The organism is Polaribacter sp. (assembly GCF_965660385.1).
In the GTDB taxonomy this organism is placed as follows: Bacteria; Bacteroidota; Bacteroidia; order Flavobacteriales; family Flavobacteriaceae; genus Polaribacter.
Genome location: NZ_CBFHZT010000016.1, coordinates 1 through 15,124 on the forward strand (window position 1 = coordinate 1; position 15,124 = coordinate 15,124).

Annotated in this window: 14 protein-coding genes; 7 read left to right on the forward strand and 7 right to left on the reverse strand. The window is 30.9% G+C overall.

The annotated features are described in order from the left end of the window. Positions 1-193: 193 nt before the first annotated feature. The 3 genes from purN to ACTG3V_RS06695 all read left to right on the forward strand — a co-directional run bounded on the left by purN (position 194) and on the right by ACTG3V_RS06695 (position 2,173). The gene (gene purN / locus ACTG3V_RS06685) at positions 194-766 is read left to right on the forward strand and encodes a phosphoribosylglycinamide formyltransferase (RefSeq protein WP_439131373.1); all 573 of its coding nucleotides are present in this window, start codon (positions 194-196) and stop codon (positions 764-766) included. Next, positions 759-1,394: a ribonuclease H1 domain-containing protein gene (locus ACTG3V_RS06690; RefSeq protein WP_439131374.1), complete on the forward strand. Its 636-nt coding sequence runs from the start codon at positions 759-761 to the stop codon at positions 1,392-1,394. Before purN ends, ACTG3V_RS06690 begins: the two co-directional genes overlap by 8 nt. A gap of 119 nt (positions 1,395-1,513) precedes the next feature. Next, entirely contained in the window at positions 1,514-2,173 is a 660-nt protein-coding gene (locus ACTG3V_RS06695) for a hypothetical protein (RefSeq protein ID WP_439131375.1), read from the forward strand. 121 nt (positions 2,174-2,294) lie between these two features. On the opposite strand, the gene mgtE is transcribed toward ACTG3V_RS06695, so the two are convergent. The 5 genes from mgtE to ACTG3V_RS06720 form a co-directional block, all read right to left on the reverse strand. Continuing rightward, a complete protein-coding gene (gene mgtE / locus ACTG3V_RS06700) occupies positions 2,295-3,644 on the reverse strand; it encodes a magnesium transporter (RefSeq protein ID WP_439131376.1) in 1,350 nt (449 codons plus the stop codon). Further along, entirely contained in the window at positions 3,634-4,437 is an 804-nt protein-coding gene (gene rsmA / locus ACTG3V_RS06705; RefSeq protein WP_439131377.1) for a 16S rRNA (adenine(1518)-N(6)/adenine(1519)-N(6))-dimethyltransferase RsmA, read from the reverse strand. Before rsmA ends, mgtE begins: the two co-directional genes overlap by 11 nt. A 4-nt stretch (positions 4,438-4,441) precedes the next feature. Further along, positions 4,442-5,566 carry a tetratricopeptide repeat protein gene (locus tag ACTG3V_RS06710; protein WP_439131378.1) on the reverse strand — a complete coding sequence of 375 codons (1,125 nt, stop codon included), beginning with the start codon at positions 5,564-5,566 and terminating at the stop codon, positions 4,442-4,444. A 12-nt stretch (positions 5,567-5,578) separates the two neighbouring features. Continuing rightward, on the reverse strand, positions 5,579-5,908 hold the full coding sequence (locus ACTG3V_RS06715; protein ID WP_439131379.1) for a DUF4286 family protein: 330 nt from the start codon (positions 5,906-5,908) through the stop codon (positions 5,579-5,581). 109 nt (positions 5,909-6,017) lie between these two features. Next, the gene (locus ACTG3V_RS06720; protein WP_439131380.1) at positions 6,018-7,838 is read right to left on the reverse strand and encodes a tetratricopeptide repeat protein; all 1,821 of its coding nucleotides are present in this window, start codon (positions 7,836-7,838) and stop codon (positions 6,018-6,020) included. Between the two features lie 124 nt (positions 7,839-7,962). Between ACTG3V_RS06720 and ACTG3V_RS06725 the strand changes: the two genes are divergently transcribed. Beyond that, positions 7,963-8,106: a hypothetical protein gene (locus ACTG3V_RS06725; RefSeq protein WP_439131381.1), complete on the forward strand. Its 144-nt coding sequence runs from the start codon at positions 7,963-7,965 to the stop codon at positions 8,104-8,106. Between the two features lie 65 nt (positions 8,107-8,171). Here the strand turns inward: ACTG3V_RS06725 and serS are convergent, their stop codons facing one another. Both serS and ACTG3V_RS06735 read right to left on the reverse strand, forming a co-directional pair. Beyond that, positions 8,172-9,446 carry a serine--tRNA ligase gene (gene serS / locus ACTG3V_RS06730; RefSeq protein ID WP_439131382.1) on the reverse strand — a complete coding sequence of 425 codons (1,275 nt, stop codon included), beginning with the start codon at positions 9,444-9,446 and terminating at the stop codon, positions 8,172-8,174. 109 nt (positions 9,447-9,555) lie between these two features. Further along, positions 9,556-10,494 carry a bifunctional riboflavin kinase/FAD synthetase gene (locus ACTG3V_RS06735; RefSeq protein ID WP_439131383.1) on the reverse strand — a complete coding sequence of 313 codons (939 nt, stop codon included), beginning with the start codon at positions 10,492-10,494 and terminating at the stop codon, positions 9,556-9,558. 190 nt (positions 10,495-10,684) lie between these two features. Here ACTG3V_RS06735 and ACTG3V_RS06740 point away from each other — a divergent pair, with 190 nt between their 5' ends. Genes ACTG3V_RS06740 through ACTG3V_RS06750 form a run of 3 tightly spaced genes read left to right on the forward strand, consistent with a single transcriptional unit; the run spans position 10,685 to position 15,102 of the window. Further along, positions 10,685-13,552 (forward strand): TonB-dependent receptor, encoded by a 2,868-nt coding sequence (locus ACTG3V_RS06740; RefSeq protein ID WP_439131384.1) that lies wholly within the window; start codon positions 10,685-10,687, stop codon positions 13,550-13,552. A gap of 18 nt (positions 13,553-13,570) precedes the next feature. After that, on the forward strand, positions 13,571-14,185 hold the full coding sequence (locus ACTG3V_RS06745) for a hypothetical protein (protein ID WP_439131385.1): 615 nt from the start codon (positions 13,571-13,573) through the stop codon (positions 14,183-14,185). A gap of 14 nt (positions 14,186-14,199) precedes the next feature. Beyond that, a complete protein-coding gene (locus ACTG3V_RS06750) occupies positions 14,200-15,102 on the forward strand; it encodes a hypothetical protein (RefSeq protein WP_439131386.1) in 903 nt (300 codons plus the stop codon). Positions 15,103-15,124 lie beyond the last annotated feature (22 nt).

Here is a 15,124-nt window from a genome sequence, read left to right on the forward strand (position 1 = left end):
TCTTGATGCAATGTCTGACATAATTTTGTGTTTTTTAAAATTTTAATCGGCGCAAAAATACGAATCTTTATAATTATAACTAATTTTTGTCCAAAAAATGATTACTAAAAGTAAATAAAAAAAATTAATCTCCCTTCAAAAATCATCAATTTGTTAATATTTATTCTTTTTTTTGTAGCTTAGAAATGTAGTTATGAAGCGTATTGTTGTTTTTGCTTCTGGTTCTGGATCGAACGCAGAAAACATTATAAATTTTTTTAATCATACTAAAACCGCTAAGGTTACTAAAGTATTGTGTAACAATGAACGTGCCAAGGTTTTTGATCGATGTAAAAGGTTAAATATTAGTGCTTTATTGTTTAATAAAGTAGATTTTGTTGCTTCGGATGTTGTACTTAATATCCTAAAAAAAGAAGCAGATTTTATAATTTTGGCAGGTTTTTTATGGAAAATACCTATTAAAATTATTGAAGCTTTTCCTGATAAAATTATTAATATTCACCCAGCATTATTGCCAAAATATGGTGGAAAAGGAATGTATGGGATGCATGTTCATAAAGCGGTTGCTGCAAATAAAGAATCAGAAACAGGTATCACAATTCATTATGTAAATGAAAATTATGATGAAGGTGCTATCATTTTTCAGGCAAAAACAACCCTAAATAATGATGATACACCTCAAACTATTGCTGATAAAATTCATAATTTAGAGCAGCAATACTTTCCTAAAGTTATTGAAGAAGTTATTTTATCTAAAAATGCCTAAAAAAAAGTTTTACGTAGTTTGGAAAGGGAGAAAAACAGGTGTTTTCACTTCTTGGAATGCTTGTAAACGTCAAGTTGATGGTTTTGAAGGTGCAGAATATAAGTCTTTTACTAGTTTAGACGAAGCAGAAATTGCATCAACAAAATTGTATAAAGATTACAAAGGTAAAAACACAAAACAACCGGTATTATCAAGTTCTGATAAAGCCAAATATGGAAAACCAATATTAGAAAGCATTGCTGTAGATGCTGCTTGTGCTGGAAATCCTGGGCAACTAGAATATAGAGGTGTTTTTACACACAACAAAAAAGAAATTTTCAGAAAAGGACCTTACCCAAAAGGTACCAATAATATTGGTGAGTTTTTAGCTTTAGTACACGGAATTGCGCTTTTAAAAAGTAAAAACAAAGAAAATATTCCTATTTATTCTGATTCTAAAATTGCCATGAGTTGGATTCGTCAAAAAAGATGCAAAACAAATATTACTTTTGATTCCTCAAATAAAGACTTGCAAGACCTTGTTAAAAGGGCAGAAACTTGGCTAAAAAATAATTCCTTTAAAAACCCCATTTTAAAATGGGAAACCAAAGCTTGGGGAGAAATACCTGCTGATTTTGGTAGAAAATAAAGCTAAACCTAACACTTGAAATTATCCTTTTTTACTATAGAGCAAAGATCTACATGATATGCGTTAAGTAACACTTTATTAGTTTTTTAACTTAGAGTTGAACTTAAAATAGAAATATTATGAAAACTATAAATTTAAATGCTATAAAGACGATTGTAATTTTATTAGCACTATCAACTTTGACCTTACTGTCTTGTAACAATATAAAAAAGAAAACAAATATAAAAGTAAAAGAAGGAATTGCAGATGCAGTAGAGAAAGAACAAGATAATACTGATATTGAAGCAAAGGATGAAAATATAAATGAAAATGTAGTAAAAACACGCAGTTATACAATGAAAGACAGAACCACACCTATTGTATATGATTTAGATATAAATGGAGTTGTAGGTTTTAAAGATTGGACAGATTTTACAGTAGTAAATTATGAATTACAAAATTTAAGAAATACGAATGTTGACACCACAAAAGTAAGACTTGAAGATTTAAATTACAGAATGGCTAACTTAAGAACTACAATTCCAGATTGGCTACAAACTGAGGAAGTTATGGAAGATGTTGCAGCTATTCAGAAAGAATATTTAAAGCTAATTTCAGATAAAGATGCCTCTGATGACGAAATGAAAGAAAATTTAGAAGAGGTTTTTGAAAAGTTTGACGATTTAAGAAAAGAATTAGACGAAACTGTAACGCAATACATGAAAATTCATGAACATGCAATTGAGGAGTTTAATGAAGAAATAAAAAATATGGATGAGATTATTGAAGATTATCAATAACCCCAATAATAAACATCTAAAGAAAAAGAATTGATAACAAGGTAGGCATAAAGTGTCTACTTTTTTTTATGTGTTTAATAGAAGTTAATTGCAGTAATACATTTGCTGAAACAAAATGCATTTAGATTCCTAAAATCATTTTAGCAATTAAAAAGTAGATTAAAATTCCGAAAATATCATTAGATGTGGTTATAAATGGACCTGTTGCAATGGCAGGATCAATACCTCTTTTATTTAAAAATAAAGGCACAAATGTACCAATTAAACCTGCAACAATAATAACTACAACTAGCGATGATGAAATTGCCAACGCTGTATTTACTTTACCTTCGTAAGCCCACACAAATAAGAATAAAAACAGTGCTAAAATAATACCATTTAAAGCAGCTAAAAGCATTTCTTTTATCAACCTACTGTTTATACTTCCTTTAACGTCGTCATTTGCTAAACCTTGTACAATAATTGCAGAAGACTGTACACCAACATTACCAGCCATTGCTGCAATTAGTGGCGTAAAGAAAAATAATGCTGCATATTTTGCAAAAACCCCTTGAAAACCTTCCATAATTAAAAAAGCACCAACACCACCAATTAAGCCTAAAAACAACCAAGGCAAGCGAGCTCTTGTGAGTTGTAAAATACTGTCATCAGAATCTACATCTTCTGTTAAACCAGCAGCTAATTGATAATCTCTTTCAGCTTCATCTTTCAATACATCAACAATATCATCAATAGTAATTCTACCCAATAATACATTATTGTCATCTACAACAGGTATGGCTTCTAAATCGTATTTTGCCATAATTTTTGCGACTTCTTCATCATCTTCGTTTACATTTACAGCATCAACCTTAGTTTTTAAAATGTCTGCTATTTGATGTTCAGATTTTGCAATAATTAAATCTTTTAAAGACAATCTACCTACTAATTTATCTTCTTTATCTACAACATAAATGGAGTGTACTCTTGTAACATCTTTGGCTTGCCCTCTAATTCTACGCATGCAACCTGCAACTGTCCAAGTTTCATATACTTTTACCAATTCTTTTGCCATTAATGCACCAGCAGTATTATCATCATAAGACAATAGTTCTTTGATATCTGCTGCTAATTCATCGTCTTCTAAAGCATTAATTACATTTGCTTGGCGTTCATCAGATAGTTCTCCAATAATATCTGCAGCATCATCACTATCCATTTCGCCAATTTCATCTGCAATTTCTTGAGCTGATAAGTTTTCAAGAATTTTTTCGCGAATATCATCTTCTAACTCCGTAAGAATTTCTGATGTTTTTTCGCTATCTAAAAGTTTAATAATGTAAATGGCTTCATCAAAATTTACCTCATCTAAAACCTCAGCAATATCTGCATAGTGAACTTCTTTAAACAATTTAGTAATGGCTACTTCGTTGTTGGCTTCTATGAGTTCACTAAGTTTTTCTAAAAAATCATCTGTAATTTCAAAAGTCATTTTCTGAGAGTTTTTTGGTGAGTGAAATAAATTCCAGAACCGATAATTGTTCAGGTCTTTTCGCAAAGATAGGGTCTTCTTTTAAAGAATCCGAAAGATTGAAGGACTTTAAGCTAGAACGTAACATTTTTCTGCGTTGATTAAAGGCGGTTTTTACTACACGAAAAAACAATTTTTCATCTACAGGTAAAGAGTAATCTTTTTTTCTGATGAACCGAATTACACCAGAATCTACTTTTGGTGGCGGATTAAATACAGTTGGTGGTACTGTGAACAAATACTCAACATCAAAAAAAGCTTGGGTTAAGACCGATAAAATTCCGTATACTTTGCTGCCCTCTTTTTCTGCAATTCTTAAAGCAACTTCTTTTTGAAACATTCCAGCAAATTCTGGCACAAGATCTCTGTTTTCTATTGCTTTAAAAACAATTTGAGAAGAAATATTATATGGAAAATTACCAATAATGGCCACTTGTTGTTGATTGAAAATTTGTTTGAGATTACTTTTTAAAAAATCGCCCTCAATAATTTCAAATTTTCCTTTGGATGTGTTTACTTGAATTTGTTCTACAGGAAAAACTTCTTTGAGGTATGTAACGGATTCAGTATCAATTTCAAAAACAGTAACTTTTGGTTTTTTTTGTAATAGGTATTTGGTTAAAACGCCCATTCCTGGTCCTATTTCTAAAATATTTCCATAACCATTTTCGGTTAAAGCATCAGCAATATTTTTCGCAATACTTTCATCAGTCAAAAAATGCTGACCTAAATGTTTTTTTGCTTTAACACTCATTTTATTATTTTAATTTTAAAATTATTTTTTGAGCCACCTCATTTTTTGGATTCAATTCTAACGATTTTTTATATGCTTTTACGGCATTTAAAGTATCTCCTATTTTTAACAAACCTTCTCCATAGCTATCATATGTGTTCCAAGCTTTTGGGTACAATTCTATGTTTAGTTTAAACACTTTTAATGCTTTTTCTGTTTGGTTTATATTAAGAAATGCATAACCTAAAGAGTTAATATAATTTTCTGAAATAGTATATGTTGAATTGTTAAGATCTTCATTTTTTACAATTTCAATAACTTCGTCTAAAGATTTACCCTCTTTTATCAGTTTCTCTAACTTTATTTTTTTATCAATTACGCTATCAATTGAAGAATAAGGGTTTTCAAGTTTGCTATTTATCAAGTTAAATAAAACATCAATTTCTTTTAACATGGCTTCAAAACCTCTTGATTGATCAATTTCTGTAATGTTTTTTAAACCATATGCAGCGTTTACAATTAAAGCAATTTCATCTAAATTAGCCTCAACATTTAAATTATTAAAAATATCTTTCTGCTCGTTTTTTTTATCATTTTTAGCTAAAATTACATTGGGTGTAAAGCCTAATTTTGTAGCTTCTATTAGCCCTTTTGCAAAATTATCGTAATTACCAGAGGTAATGCTTATAAAAACATTTTGTTCGTTCTTTAAATCTATTAATTTATTTCTAATTTTTTCTGGCATTAATTTAATATCTCCTGTAGATTGCAGGGTTTCAATGGTGTTGGTATTAAATTTTAGATAAGGATAATAGTAATTTAGCTTAAGCTGACTAAGAACGAGTGCTTTTAAATTTTTTTGTTGGGCAAAATTTGTTCTATACGTTTTGTATAGCTCAATATTGATGTTTAAATTTTTTATTTCTGTTTTTAAATATTGATAATCTTTGCTTAAATCTTGCAGAATTTGATGATAATAGGTTTTTCTTACTTCATCTTTTTTGCTGTTTTCATTTATATTATTGATTTGTAATGCAATTAAAATACCAATAACTACCAATATAATTTCTCCTAAAGCATAAAAGAAATAGTTTTTAAATTTATTTTCTTTTAAGAGTCTTTTTCGAATTTTTCTAAAAAACTTAATCATAGCCTAAATTAACTAATTGCTAACATTTGTAGGATAAAACTCTTTTATCAACTTTAATTCTGTTCTAAAAGCTAGCATTTTATCGCCAAATTTTTTTGCACTTTGTATTCTTAAAGATTCAGCATCATTTTTATAATAGTCTTCTAAATCTTCTTTAGAGTTTGCTGTATATTGAACAGAATAGGTTTTACCACCCATATCTTCATCAACCAAAACCTGTGTAAATTTTGCTGAAATAAATTTACCTGTATTTAATACATCTAAAATGTGTGTTTCCATCCAAGTTAGCCATTCTTCATGAACGGCATCATCAATATTTATAGTTACGTTATATATGTACATATTATGCTGAACTTGTTTCAGTATCTGTTAAATTAAACTTCTAAATTATGTTATTTTTCTTTTTTTTTGATTTATTTGATAGCTTTAAATCAAGAAAATTAACTAAAAACTAAATGGTATCTCCTCTTAACTTTCGGAATTTTTTTCGAGCATCAACTAAGTAGATGCTAGAAGGATGCTCAAAGATAATTTTTTGATAGTATTCTTTGGCTTTTTCCACATCATTTATATTAAAATTATAGAGTTCTGCCATCATAAAATACACATCATCTGTTAAAAAACCTTGATTATCTGCTGCAATAATTTTTTCTAAACTTGTAATTGCATCTAAATATTTTTGTTGTTTTGTAAGTAGTTTTGCTTGTAAAAACAGCACATCGTCATAAATAACTTCACCTGGTTTTGCACCAGAGAATAAGGTTGTTTCTGTTTGTTTTTTAGGCGATAATAAAGCGTCTAACTCTTGTAAGGCTTCTTCATCTTTATTTTGATACGCTAACAATTCAGCTTTGGCAAATTGCTTTAAACCAGAGGGTATAGAATCTACAGGTTCGTTGTCTGTAATCTTTAAAAATAAAGCTACAGCATCATTGGCAATTAGTTGTGTTGTAGAACTTTTAAGAACTTTTAGTTGTGCTTTTGCCCAATCAAAATCGCCTTTAAAGTAGCTAGTTTGTGCCACTTTAAAACGGGCTTCTTGTGCGAGTTCAGAGCCTTTTAACTGTGTTTGAATTTGTGAAAAGTAAATCAAAGCTTTGTTAAATTTTCCTCTAAATACTAAAACATCTCCAAGTTTTAATTTTATTCTGGCTTTTTTAAATTTTGATAATGAATAGGTTAATGCTTCTTCTAAAACAGCTGTTGCTTTTTCGGGTTCGCTTTTGCTAAACGTTAAATAATCTGCGTATTCTATTTGTAAATTAATGGTCTCTTGATTTTTACCAAATTCATTAAATAAGTTTTGAAATATAGATGCTGTTTCGTTGTTGTTTGTAGCCACTGCAATTTTAGCGATGTATAAATTGGCTTCGATTTTTTCTTGTTTCGAGGTCGATTTTTCATCAATAAAACTAAAACATTGTTGGGCAGCTTCATAATCTTTATTATCAAAAGAAAGTTTTCCTAAGCTAAAAATTTCAGATAAATCTGTTGGATTTCTTTGGTACAAAGCCTTTTCTTGAATCAAAGCTTTACTGTAGTTTTTTTGCTGTGCAAATAGCCAACTTAACAACATGTTCCATTCTTCTTTGGGCTTGCTTATGGATTTTCTTAATAAGGTTTTTCTGAATAAAATGTTGGTTTCATTTTCGGCATCATCTGTAATAAATCTGCTAGCATATCTTTGTACTAAGTTTAAATAACTACCGTTTTTATCGATTAAATTAATGTAGTATTCAAACATTTGCTTAAAATCGCCTTTTTCTCCATAAATCTGTGCAATTTGAAAATTATAATTCGCATTTGCATTTTGCTGCATAGCTTTTTGGTATGCTAAAATAGCTAAATCTAGTTTGTTATAATCTTTAAAAAGTCTACCTATAATTCCTCCATACGCAGCAGAAACATCTAAAGAATTTATAGCTTTATCGTAATTAATTTTGGCAAGTTCCTTACGTTGTTGCTTTTCAAAATTATATCCTAAAAATACATAGAGGTAATTTTGTGTTGGATTTTTTTTGATTTTTTCTGACAGTAAATTTTCAGCAATTAAAAATTGATCTGTTTGTTGATAGCAGGTAATTAATCGATTTAAATAAGTGGTATTAAAAGAGCTTTTATCATATAATTTTTTATAAATCTGAGTTGCTTTTTCGTATTCTCCTTGTCTAAAATAACTTTCTGCTAAGAAAAAATCATTTTGATTGTTATTTTCTTGGCATAAAGAAATAGTGGTATAACCTAGTAATATGATGAGAATAAATTGCTTCATAAAAATCAAAGATAATTAACATAAACGTTAAAATTTTATTAAACCAACCTTAATTCGTGCAAATCTTTGTAACGTTTTGGCACGGAAGTTGTCTATAGGATAAATAACCAATCAAAACACTATTATGAAAGAATTAACTAACAAGTACGAAAACGCAAAGCAAAACTCGATAGAGTTTATGAAAAACGGACAAATTAGTGCGTATTTAAACTCACTTTTAGAGATGAATAAATACAAAAGATTATTGGTTGCTGTTGTAGCAAATTAGTTTTTAGTTGATGGTTTTTGGTTCTTGTTTAAAACGATTGACTAAAAGCCCATAACTAATATCTATCAACCAATAAAATCAAATCCAGTATAAGGAATCAAGACTTCCGGAACTTGAATTCCATTTTCTGTTTGATAATTCTCTAAAATACCAGCTAAAACACGAGGTAAAGCCAATGAGCTACCATTTAACGTGTGTGCTAATTCACTTTTTCCTTCCTTATTTTTAAAACGCAGTTTTAATCTGTTTGCTTGAAAGGTTTCAAAGTTAGAGGCAGAACTAATTTCTAGCCATCTATTTTGGGCTGTAGAAAACAATTCAAAATCAAAGGTTAAAGCTGATGTAAACCCAGTATCACCACCACACAAACGCAAAATTCTGTAGGGTAATTTAAGTTCTCTTAAAATATTTTTTATGTGTTCTACCATTCCGTCTAAAGCCTTGTAAGAATTTTCAGGATGCTCCACACGCACAATTTCTACTTTATCAAATTGATGCAATCTATTTAAACCACGCACATGCGCACCATAACTACCAGCCTCACGTCTAAAACAAGGAGTGTAACCAGTTAAAGTAATAGGAAAATCTGTTTCTTGTATTAAATTACCACGAAACATATTGGTAATTGGCACTTCTGCTGTTGGTATTAAATACAAATCGTCAATTGTAGCATGATACATTTGCCCATCTTTATCTGGCAATTGCCCAGTAGCAGTTGCAGATTCTGTATTTACCAAATGGGGTACTTGAACTTCTGTGTAGCCTGCAGCTGTATTTTTATCTAAAAAATAGTTGATTAAAGCACGTTGTAAGCGAGCACCTTTTCCTTTATAAACAGGAAAACCAGCACCAGTAATTTTTGTGCCTAGTTCAAAATCAATAATATCATATTTTTTAGCCAACTCCCAATGAGGTAAAGCATTTTCTCCTAAATCAGGAATGGTACCTTCTTTAAAAATCTCTTCATTATCTTCTTCAGAAGTTCCTGCAACTACAGAGGCATGAGGAACATTTGGAATTTGGTATAACAAAGCCTGTAATTCATCAGAATAACCATTTAATTTTTCTGACAATTCTTTTCCACTTTCTTTTAACTGCCCTGTTTTTTCTTTTAAAACATTTGCTTTTTGTACTTGCCCAGTTTTGTACAAGTTTCCAATTTCTTTGGATATTTTATTAGATTCAGCCAAAGTATTGTCTAAGGCAACTTGAGTTGCTCTTCTGTTTTCATCAACAGTTAAAACGTTTTGAATAATAGCATCTGCATTGGCAAAATTACGTTTTGCTAATCCTTTTAAAACTGTTTCTTTATGCTCTCTAATAAATTGTACTTGTAACATTTTTGTAGAAATTTTAAGACTGCAAATATATAATTTAATTGCGATGAATGCACGAATAAAAAATCATCTTAAAAGCTAATTTTATTCTATTTTTTTAAGCTTTATAAAACTAGTGCAGCTTATTGTTTTTAATGTAATTTCTAGCAATTTGTTCATCTTTTTTAAGTTGAAGAATCAGTAATTCTAAAGTATCAAATTTTTCTTCATCACGTAAAAAATAAATCAGTTCAATGGTGAGATTTTGGTTGTATAAATTTAGATTAACATCGAAAAAATGCACTTCAATAGTTTGGTGATTTCCATTTACTGTTGGTCTGTTGCCAATGTTCATCATGCCAAATATCTCTTTTTTATTGATGGTTGATTTTACCACATAAACCCCTGTTTTTGGGATAAGTTTGTACGATTCTTTAACATCAATATTTGCTGTTGGGTAGCCAATTTTGCCACCCAATTTTTTTCCATTTACAACTGTTCCATTTAGCATATAATAATACCCTAAATAGTTGTTAGCTGTTTTTAGATTTCCAGCATGTAAAGCACGTCTAATTTTGGTAGAACTTACAGAAACATCGTCAATATCTTGTGCAGGAATTTCTTCTACAGTAAAACCGTATAAATGGCTATATTCTGTAAGTTGTGTGATATTACCTTCTCTGTTTTTTCCAAAATGATGATCATAACCAATAATTAATTTTGAAATATTAAATTGATTTACCAAAATATCACGAACAAACTCTAAAGCAGTAGTTCTAGAAAATTTTCTGCTAAAAGGATGAATAATTAAATAATCTAAGCCCGTTTTTTCTAGTAAAAATGCACGTTCATTGATGGTATTTATCAACTCTATAGAGGCATCTTTTTGCAATACCATTCTAGGATGTGGAAAAAAAGTTAACAAAACAGATTTTTTATTTGCTTTTTTGGCTTCTTTAACTAATTTTTCAATGATTTTTTGATGCCCATAATGTACCCCATCAAAGGTGCCAATGGTTACAAAAGTCTGATTATTAGAGGAAAATTCAGAAATGTTATGTACTATTTTCAACAACCCAATATTTTATATTACAAAGGTACAATAAAGGCTTTTTAAAAAGAACATTAACATTTACTTTTAAGGTATCTATATGATAAATTAGCTCTAGTTAATTTATTATAATCACAAATTAATAGATGATTTATTTAGAAATTCAAAAAAAGTCGTATTTTGCACTAACGTTAACAAATTAATTCAAATTATGATAAAAAAGATTTTATTAATTGCGTTTGTTGCTTTCAGTAGTATAGCAATGGTTGGGCAAACCACTGTTACTGGTACAGTTAAAGATGCAAATACAGGAGAAACGCTTCCTGGAGCAAACATTAAAATTTCAGGAAAGTCAGTAGGTACAACAACAGATTTTGATGGTAATTTTATACTAAAAGTTACAGATAATCCACCTTTTACCATCGAGGTTTCTATGTTAGGATTTCAAACAGCAATGATTGAAATTACCAAAAACAATCAAAAAATAGATGTAAAACTTAATGAAAACGAAACCTCTTTAGATGAAATTGTAGTTTCTGCATCAAGAACTCCTGAACGAATTATGGAGTCTCCAGTAACTGTTGAAAGAATGGATACCAGAGCCATTAAAAACACTTCTTCACCATCTTTTTATGACGGTTTAGAAAATTTAAAAGGAGTAGATGTTAATACGAACAGTTTAACATTTAAATCTGTGAATACTCGTGGTTTTGCTACATTCGCAAATACGCGTTTTATGCAGTTGGTAGATGGTATGGATAACTCTTCACCAGCCTTAAATTTTGCGTTAGGTAATTTATTAGGAATGTCTGAACTAGATGTAAAAACGGTTGAATTATTACCTGGAGCATCTTCTGCACTATATGGAGCAAATGCTTTTAACGGTATTATGTTTATGACTAGTAAAAACCCTTTTGAAGATCAAGGAATTAGCGTTTCAATTAAAGGAGGAGCTACCACCCAACAAGCTGCTGGAAACAATTTATATACAGATGTTAATTTAAGAATGGCTTATGCATTTTCAGAAAAGTTTGCTGCGAAAGCAACAGTAGCTTTTTTAGATGGTACAGAATGGTTTGCAACCGACTACAGAAATAATAGAGAGGGTACTGCTTTAGATGGTGATTATATTCCAGGAGATAGAAATTCTGATAGAAACTACGATGGTTTAAATGTATATGGAGATGAAGTTTCTACAAATATTAAAGGTGTTGCAGAAACCTTAGAGGGTTTAGGAATAATTCCAAATGGCGCTTCTGCTTTAATTCCAAGTGAGAATATTAGTAGAACTGGTTATGATGAAAGAGATTTGATGAACTATGAAGCAAAAAGTGTAAAATTTGGTGGTTCTTTAAACTATCGTCCTTTTGGTGATGATCGTTTAGAAGTAATATGGAACTCTAAATTTGGGGTTGGTAATACCATTTATCAAGGAACGAATAGATATAATATTCAAGACTTTTTTATGGAGCAACACAAATTAGAGTTTAGAGGAAAAAATTTCTTTGTAAGAGGATATTTAACAAGTGAAGATGCAGGTAATTCTTATGATACTCGTTTCGCTGCAATTAATATTAACAGAGCATGGAAAGATGATAATACATGGTTTGGGCAGTATGTTGGTGCGTATCTACAAAGTACGTTAGCTGGTGCCAATTCAGATCAAGCTCATGCTGTAGCAAGACAAACAGCGGAGTCAGGAAGATTTTTACCAGGTTCACCAGAATTTCAAGAGGCGTTTGATAGAGTTACTGCTGATCCAGATTTAATTACAGGATCAAAATTTCAAGATAACACAAAATTGTATCATGCAGATGCAAATTATAATTTACAAGATCATATAGATTGGGCAGAATTTCAAGTAGGTGGTTCTTACAGATTGTATTCATTAAATTCTAATGGAAGTATTTTTACAGATTATGATGGCCCAATTAATTATGATGAATTTGGAATATATACCCAAATGCAAAAGAAGTTTTTAGAAGACGATCGCTTAAAGTTAACAGCTTCTGTTCGTTATGATAAAGCGCAAAATTTTGATGGTAATTTTTCACCAAGAGTATCTTTGGCTTATGCCGCTGGCGAAGATAAAAATCAAAATTTTAGAATGTCTTTTCAAACAGGTTTTAGAAACCCAACCACACAAGATCAGTATATTGGATTAAATGCAGGTAGAGCATACTTAGTAGGTTCTGCTCCAGATAATTTAGATAGATATCAAACACAACCATTAATTGTTAGTGGTAATGGTCAGAACTTTACAGGGTCACCAACTATTGCAGTTTCTGGTAGAGATGCTTACGAAAATGCATTTTCAGCATCATCTGTAACTGCTTTTGCTGCTGGGCAAATAGCAGCACCAGAAGCCGTAAATGTAGATTTAGTAAGACCAGAAAGAGTAACTGCTGCAGAAATAGGATATAGAGGTTTGGTAAATGCTGGAGATCAAAGAATAACAATTGATTTAAGTGTATATTATAATAATTATGAAGATTTTATCGCAAATAAAAATGTAATTGTTCCTTTTTATGGACAGACTGATTTATCAGATACAGCACCTATTGGTCCTGGAGGTGCTCCAGTTCCTTTGGCATTGGCAGCATTAGCAAGCGATGATTTTACAGTTTTTCAAACCTATACAAACTCAGCTGCTGATATCAATTCTTATGGAGCATCAATTGGTGTTAATACAAAAATATTCAATGGTTTTAACTTAGGCTTAAACTATACATATGCTAAATTCGACTTTGATCAAGCTACAGATCCAGATTTTGAAGCAGGTTTCAATACTCCAGAGCATAAAGTGAAAATTCAGTTTGGTAAAGCAGATTTATTCGAAAACTTCGGATTTAATATTAATGCAAGATGGCAAGATGAATATCTATGGGAGTCTACATTTATGGATGCAACTATTGACGCTAGAACTGTTATTGATGCTCAAATTAATTATGCAGTACCAAGTATTAAATCTGTATTTAAATTGGGAGGAGCTAACTTAACAGGACAAGAATATTTAAGTGCACCTGGAGTAGGAGCAATCGGTTCTCAGTATTATTTAGCTTGGACAATTAATAACTAATAAAAATTAAAGTATTTTATGAAAAATTATAAATATATAGGTTTATTTATTTTATCATTAGGCATTATTTCTTGTGATGTTAATAATGATTTAGATGAAATCGAAGCAGAAATTGTACCTGTAGTTGAACTCAATACAAATGGTTTAGACTTTTCTAGTTATGTAGCTATTGGAGCTTCATTTACAGCAGGTTATACAGATGGTGCAATGTTTGCAGCAGCGCAAGAAAATTCTTTTCCGAATATTTTAGCGTCTAAATTTGGTACAGATTTTAGCCAACCTTTAATGAATGATAATATTGGAGGCTTGGTATTTAATGGAACTGTAGTACAAGAACCAAGATTTTTCTTTGACGGTGCAGGGCCAGCAAGATTACCAGCAACGCCTACAACACAATTAGGAGCACCTGCTTCAGGTGGACCATTTAACAACTTTGGTGCTCCTGGTGCAAAAAGCTTTCATTTAGGTGTATCTGGTTATGGACAGTTGAATCCTTATTTTGGTAGAATGGCGTCAAGCCCAACAGCCACTGTTATGGGTGATGCTTTAGCACAAAACCCAACTTTTTTTACATTATCAGAAATAGGTGGTAATGATGTTTTAGGATATGCGTTGTCAGGTGTTCTGGAGTAGATAGAAGTCCAAATGTGCCAGAAAATTTAGATCCTGCCAATTATGGTGTAAATGATATTACAAATCCTGGAGTTTTTGCTCAAGTCTTTAGTGGTATGGTTACAGCATTAACAGCTAATGGCGCTAAAGGAGTTGTGGCAAACGTACCTTATATTACAGATTTAGCTAATTTTACAACAGTACCTTATAATGCAGTTCCTCTTGATGCAGCAACTGCAGGACAATTAAATGCTGCATTTGCAGCATATAATGGAGGTTTGCAACAAGTATTAGATTTAAAAAACGCAAATCAACTACCACCACAAGTTTTACCTTTATTAGCTAATTATGACCAAGCTGAGGTAAATAGAAGACAGATTAATTTTGTAGCAGGGCAAAATGCGGTATTAATCTTAGATGAAGATTTATCTAACTTAACACCAATAAATGCTGCACTAACCAATATGAGACAGGCGACTGCAGATGATTTATTATTATTAGCTAGTTCTGCTCTATTAGGAACCACTGTTGGCGGAAACGCACAGCTAATTAATGGCGTTTCTGTACCTTTAGCAGATCAATGGGTATTAACTCCAGAAGAACAAACAGCAATTAAGAATGCAACAGATGCTTACAATACTACAATTTCTTCAATTGCTTCTTCAAACCCAAATATTGCTTTAGTAGATTTTAAAGGGGTTTTAGCAGAAGCTTCATCTGGAATTGTTTTCGATAATTATACCTTAACAACAAGTTTAGTTACAGGAGGTTTGGTAAGTTTAGATGGTGTGCATTTAACAGCTAGAGGTTATGCTTTAATGGCGAATAAAATTTTAGAGGCAATGGATGCTGAATTCGGTTCTAACTTTACTTCAGCTACAAACGGACTAGCAAAAGCTGGAGATTTTCCAACAAACTACTCTCCAACATTGAGATAGAGGTATTTAATAATAAGACACA

Excerpts from the sequence above, each read along its gene's own strand:
- ACTG3V_RS06740 (WP_439131384.1), top strand. The coding sequence starts at position 10,685 with ATGATAAAAAAGATTTTATTAATTGCGTTTGTTGCTTTCAGTAGTATA.
- ACTG3V_RS06715 (WP_439131379.1), bottom strand. The coding sequence starts at position 5,908 with ATGTACATATATAACGTAACTATAAATATTGATGATGCCGTTCATGAA.
- ACTG3V_RS06710 (WP_439131378.1), bottom strand. The coding sequence starts at position 5,566 with ATGATTAAGTTTTTTAGAAAAATTCGAAAAAGACTCTTAAAAGAAAAT.
- mgtE (WP_439131376.1), bottom strand. The coding sequence starts at position 3,644 with ATGACTTTTGAAATTACAGATGATTTTTTAGAAAAACTTAGTGAACTC.
- rsmA (WP_439131377.1), bottom strand. The coding sequence starts at position 4,437 with ATGAGTGTTAAAGCAAAAAAACATTTAGGTCAGCATTTTTTGACTGAT.
- serS (WP_439131382.1), bottom strand. The coding sequence starts at position 9,446 with ATGTTACAAGTACAATTTATTAGAGAGCATAAAGAAACAGTTTTAAAA.
- ACTG3V_RS06720 (WP_439131380.1), bottom strand. The coding sequence starts at position 7,838 with ATGAAGCAATTTATTCTCATCATATTACTAGGTTATACCACTATTTCT.
- ACTG3V_RS06745 (WP_439131385.1), top strand. The coding sequence starts at position 13,571 with ATGAAAAATTATAAATATATAGGTTTATTTATTTTATCATTAGGCATT.
- ACTG3V_RS06725 (WP_439131381.1), top strand. The coding sequence starts at position 7,963 with ATGAAAGAATTAACTAACAAGTACGAAAACGCAAAGCAAAACTCGATA.
- purN (WP_439131373.1), top strand. The coding sequence starts at position 194 with ATGAAGCGTATTGTTGTTTTTGCTTCTGGTTCTGGATCGAACGCAGAA.
- ACTG3V_RS06690 (WP_439131374.1), top strand. The coding sequence starts at position 759 with ATGCCTAAAAAAAAGTTTTACGTAGTTTGGAAAGGGAGAAAAACAGGT.
- ACTG3V_RS06695 (WP_439131375.1), top strand. The coding sequence starts at position 1,514 with ATGAAAACTATAAATTTAAATGCTATAAAGACGATTGTAATTTTATTA.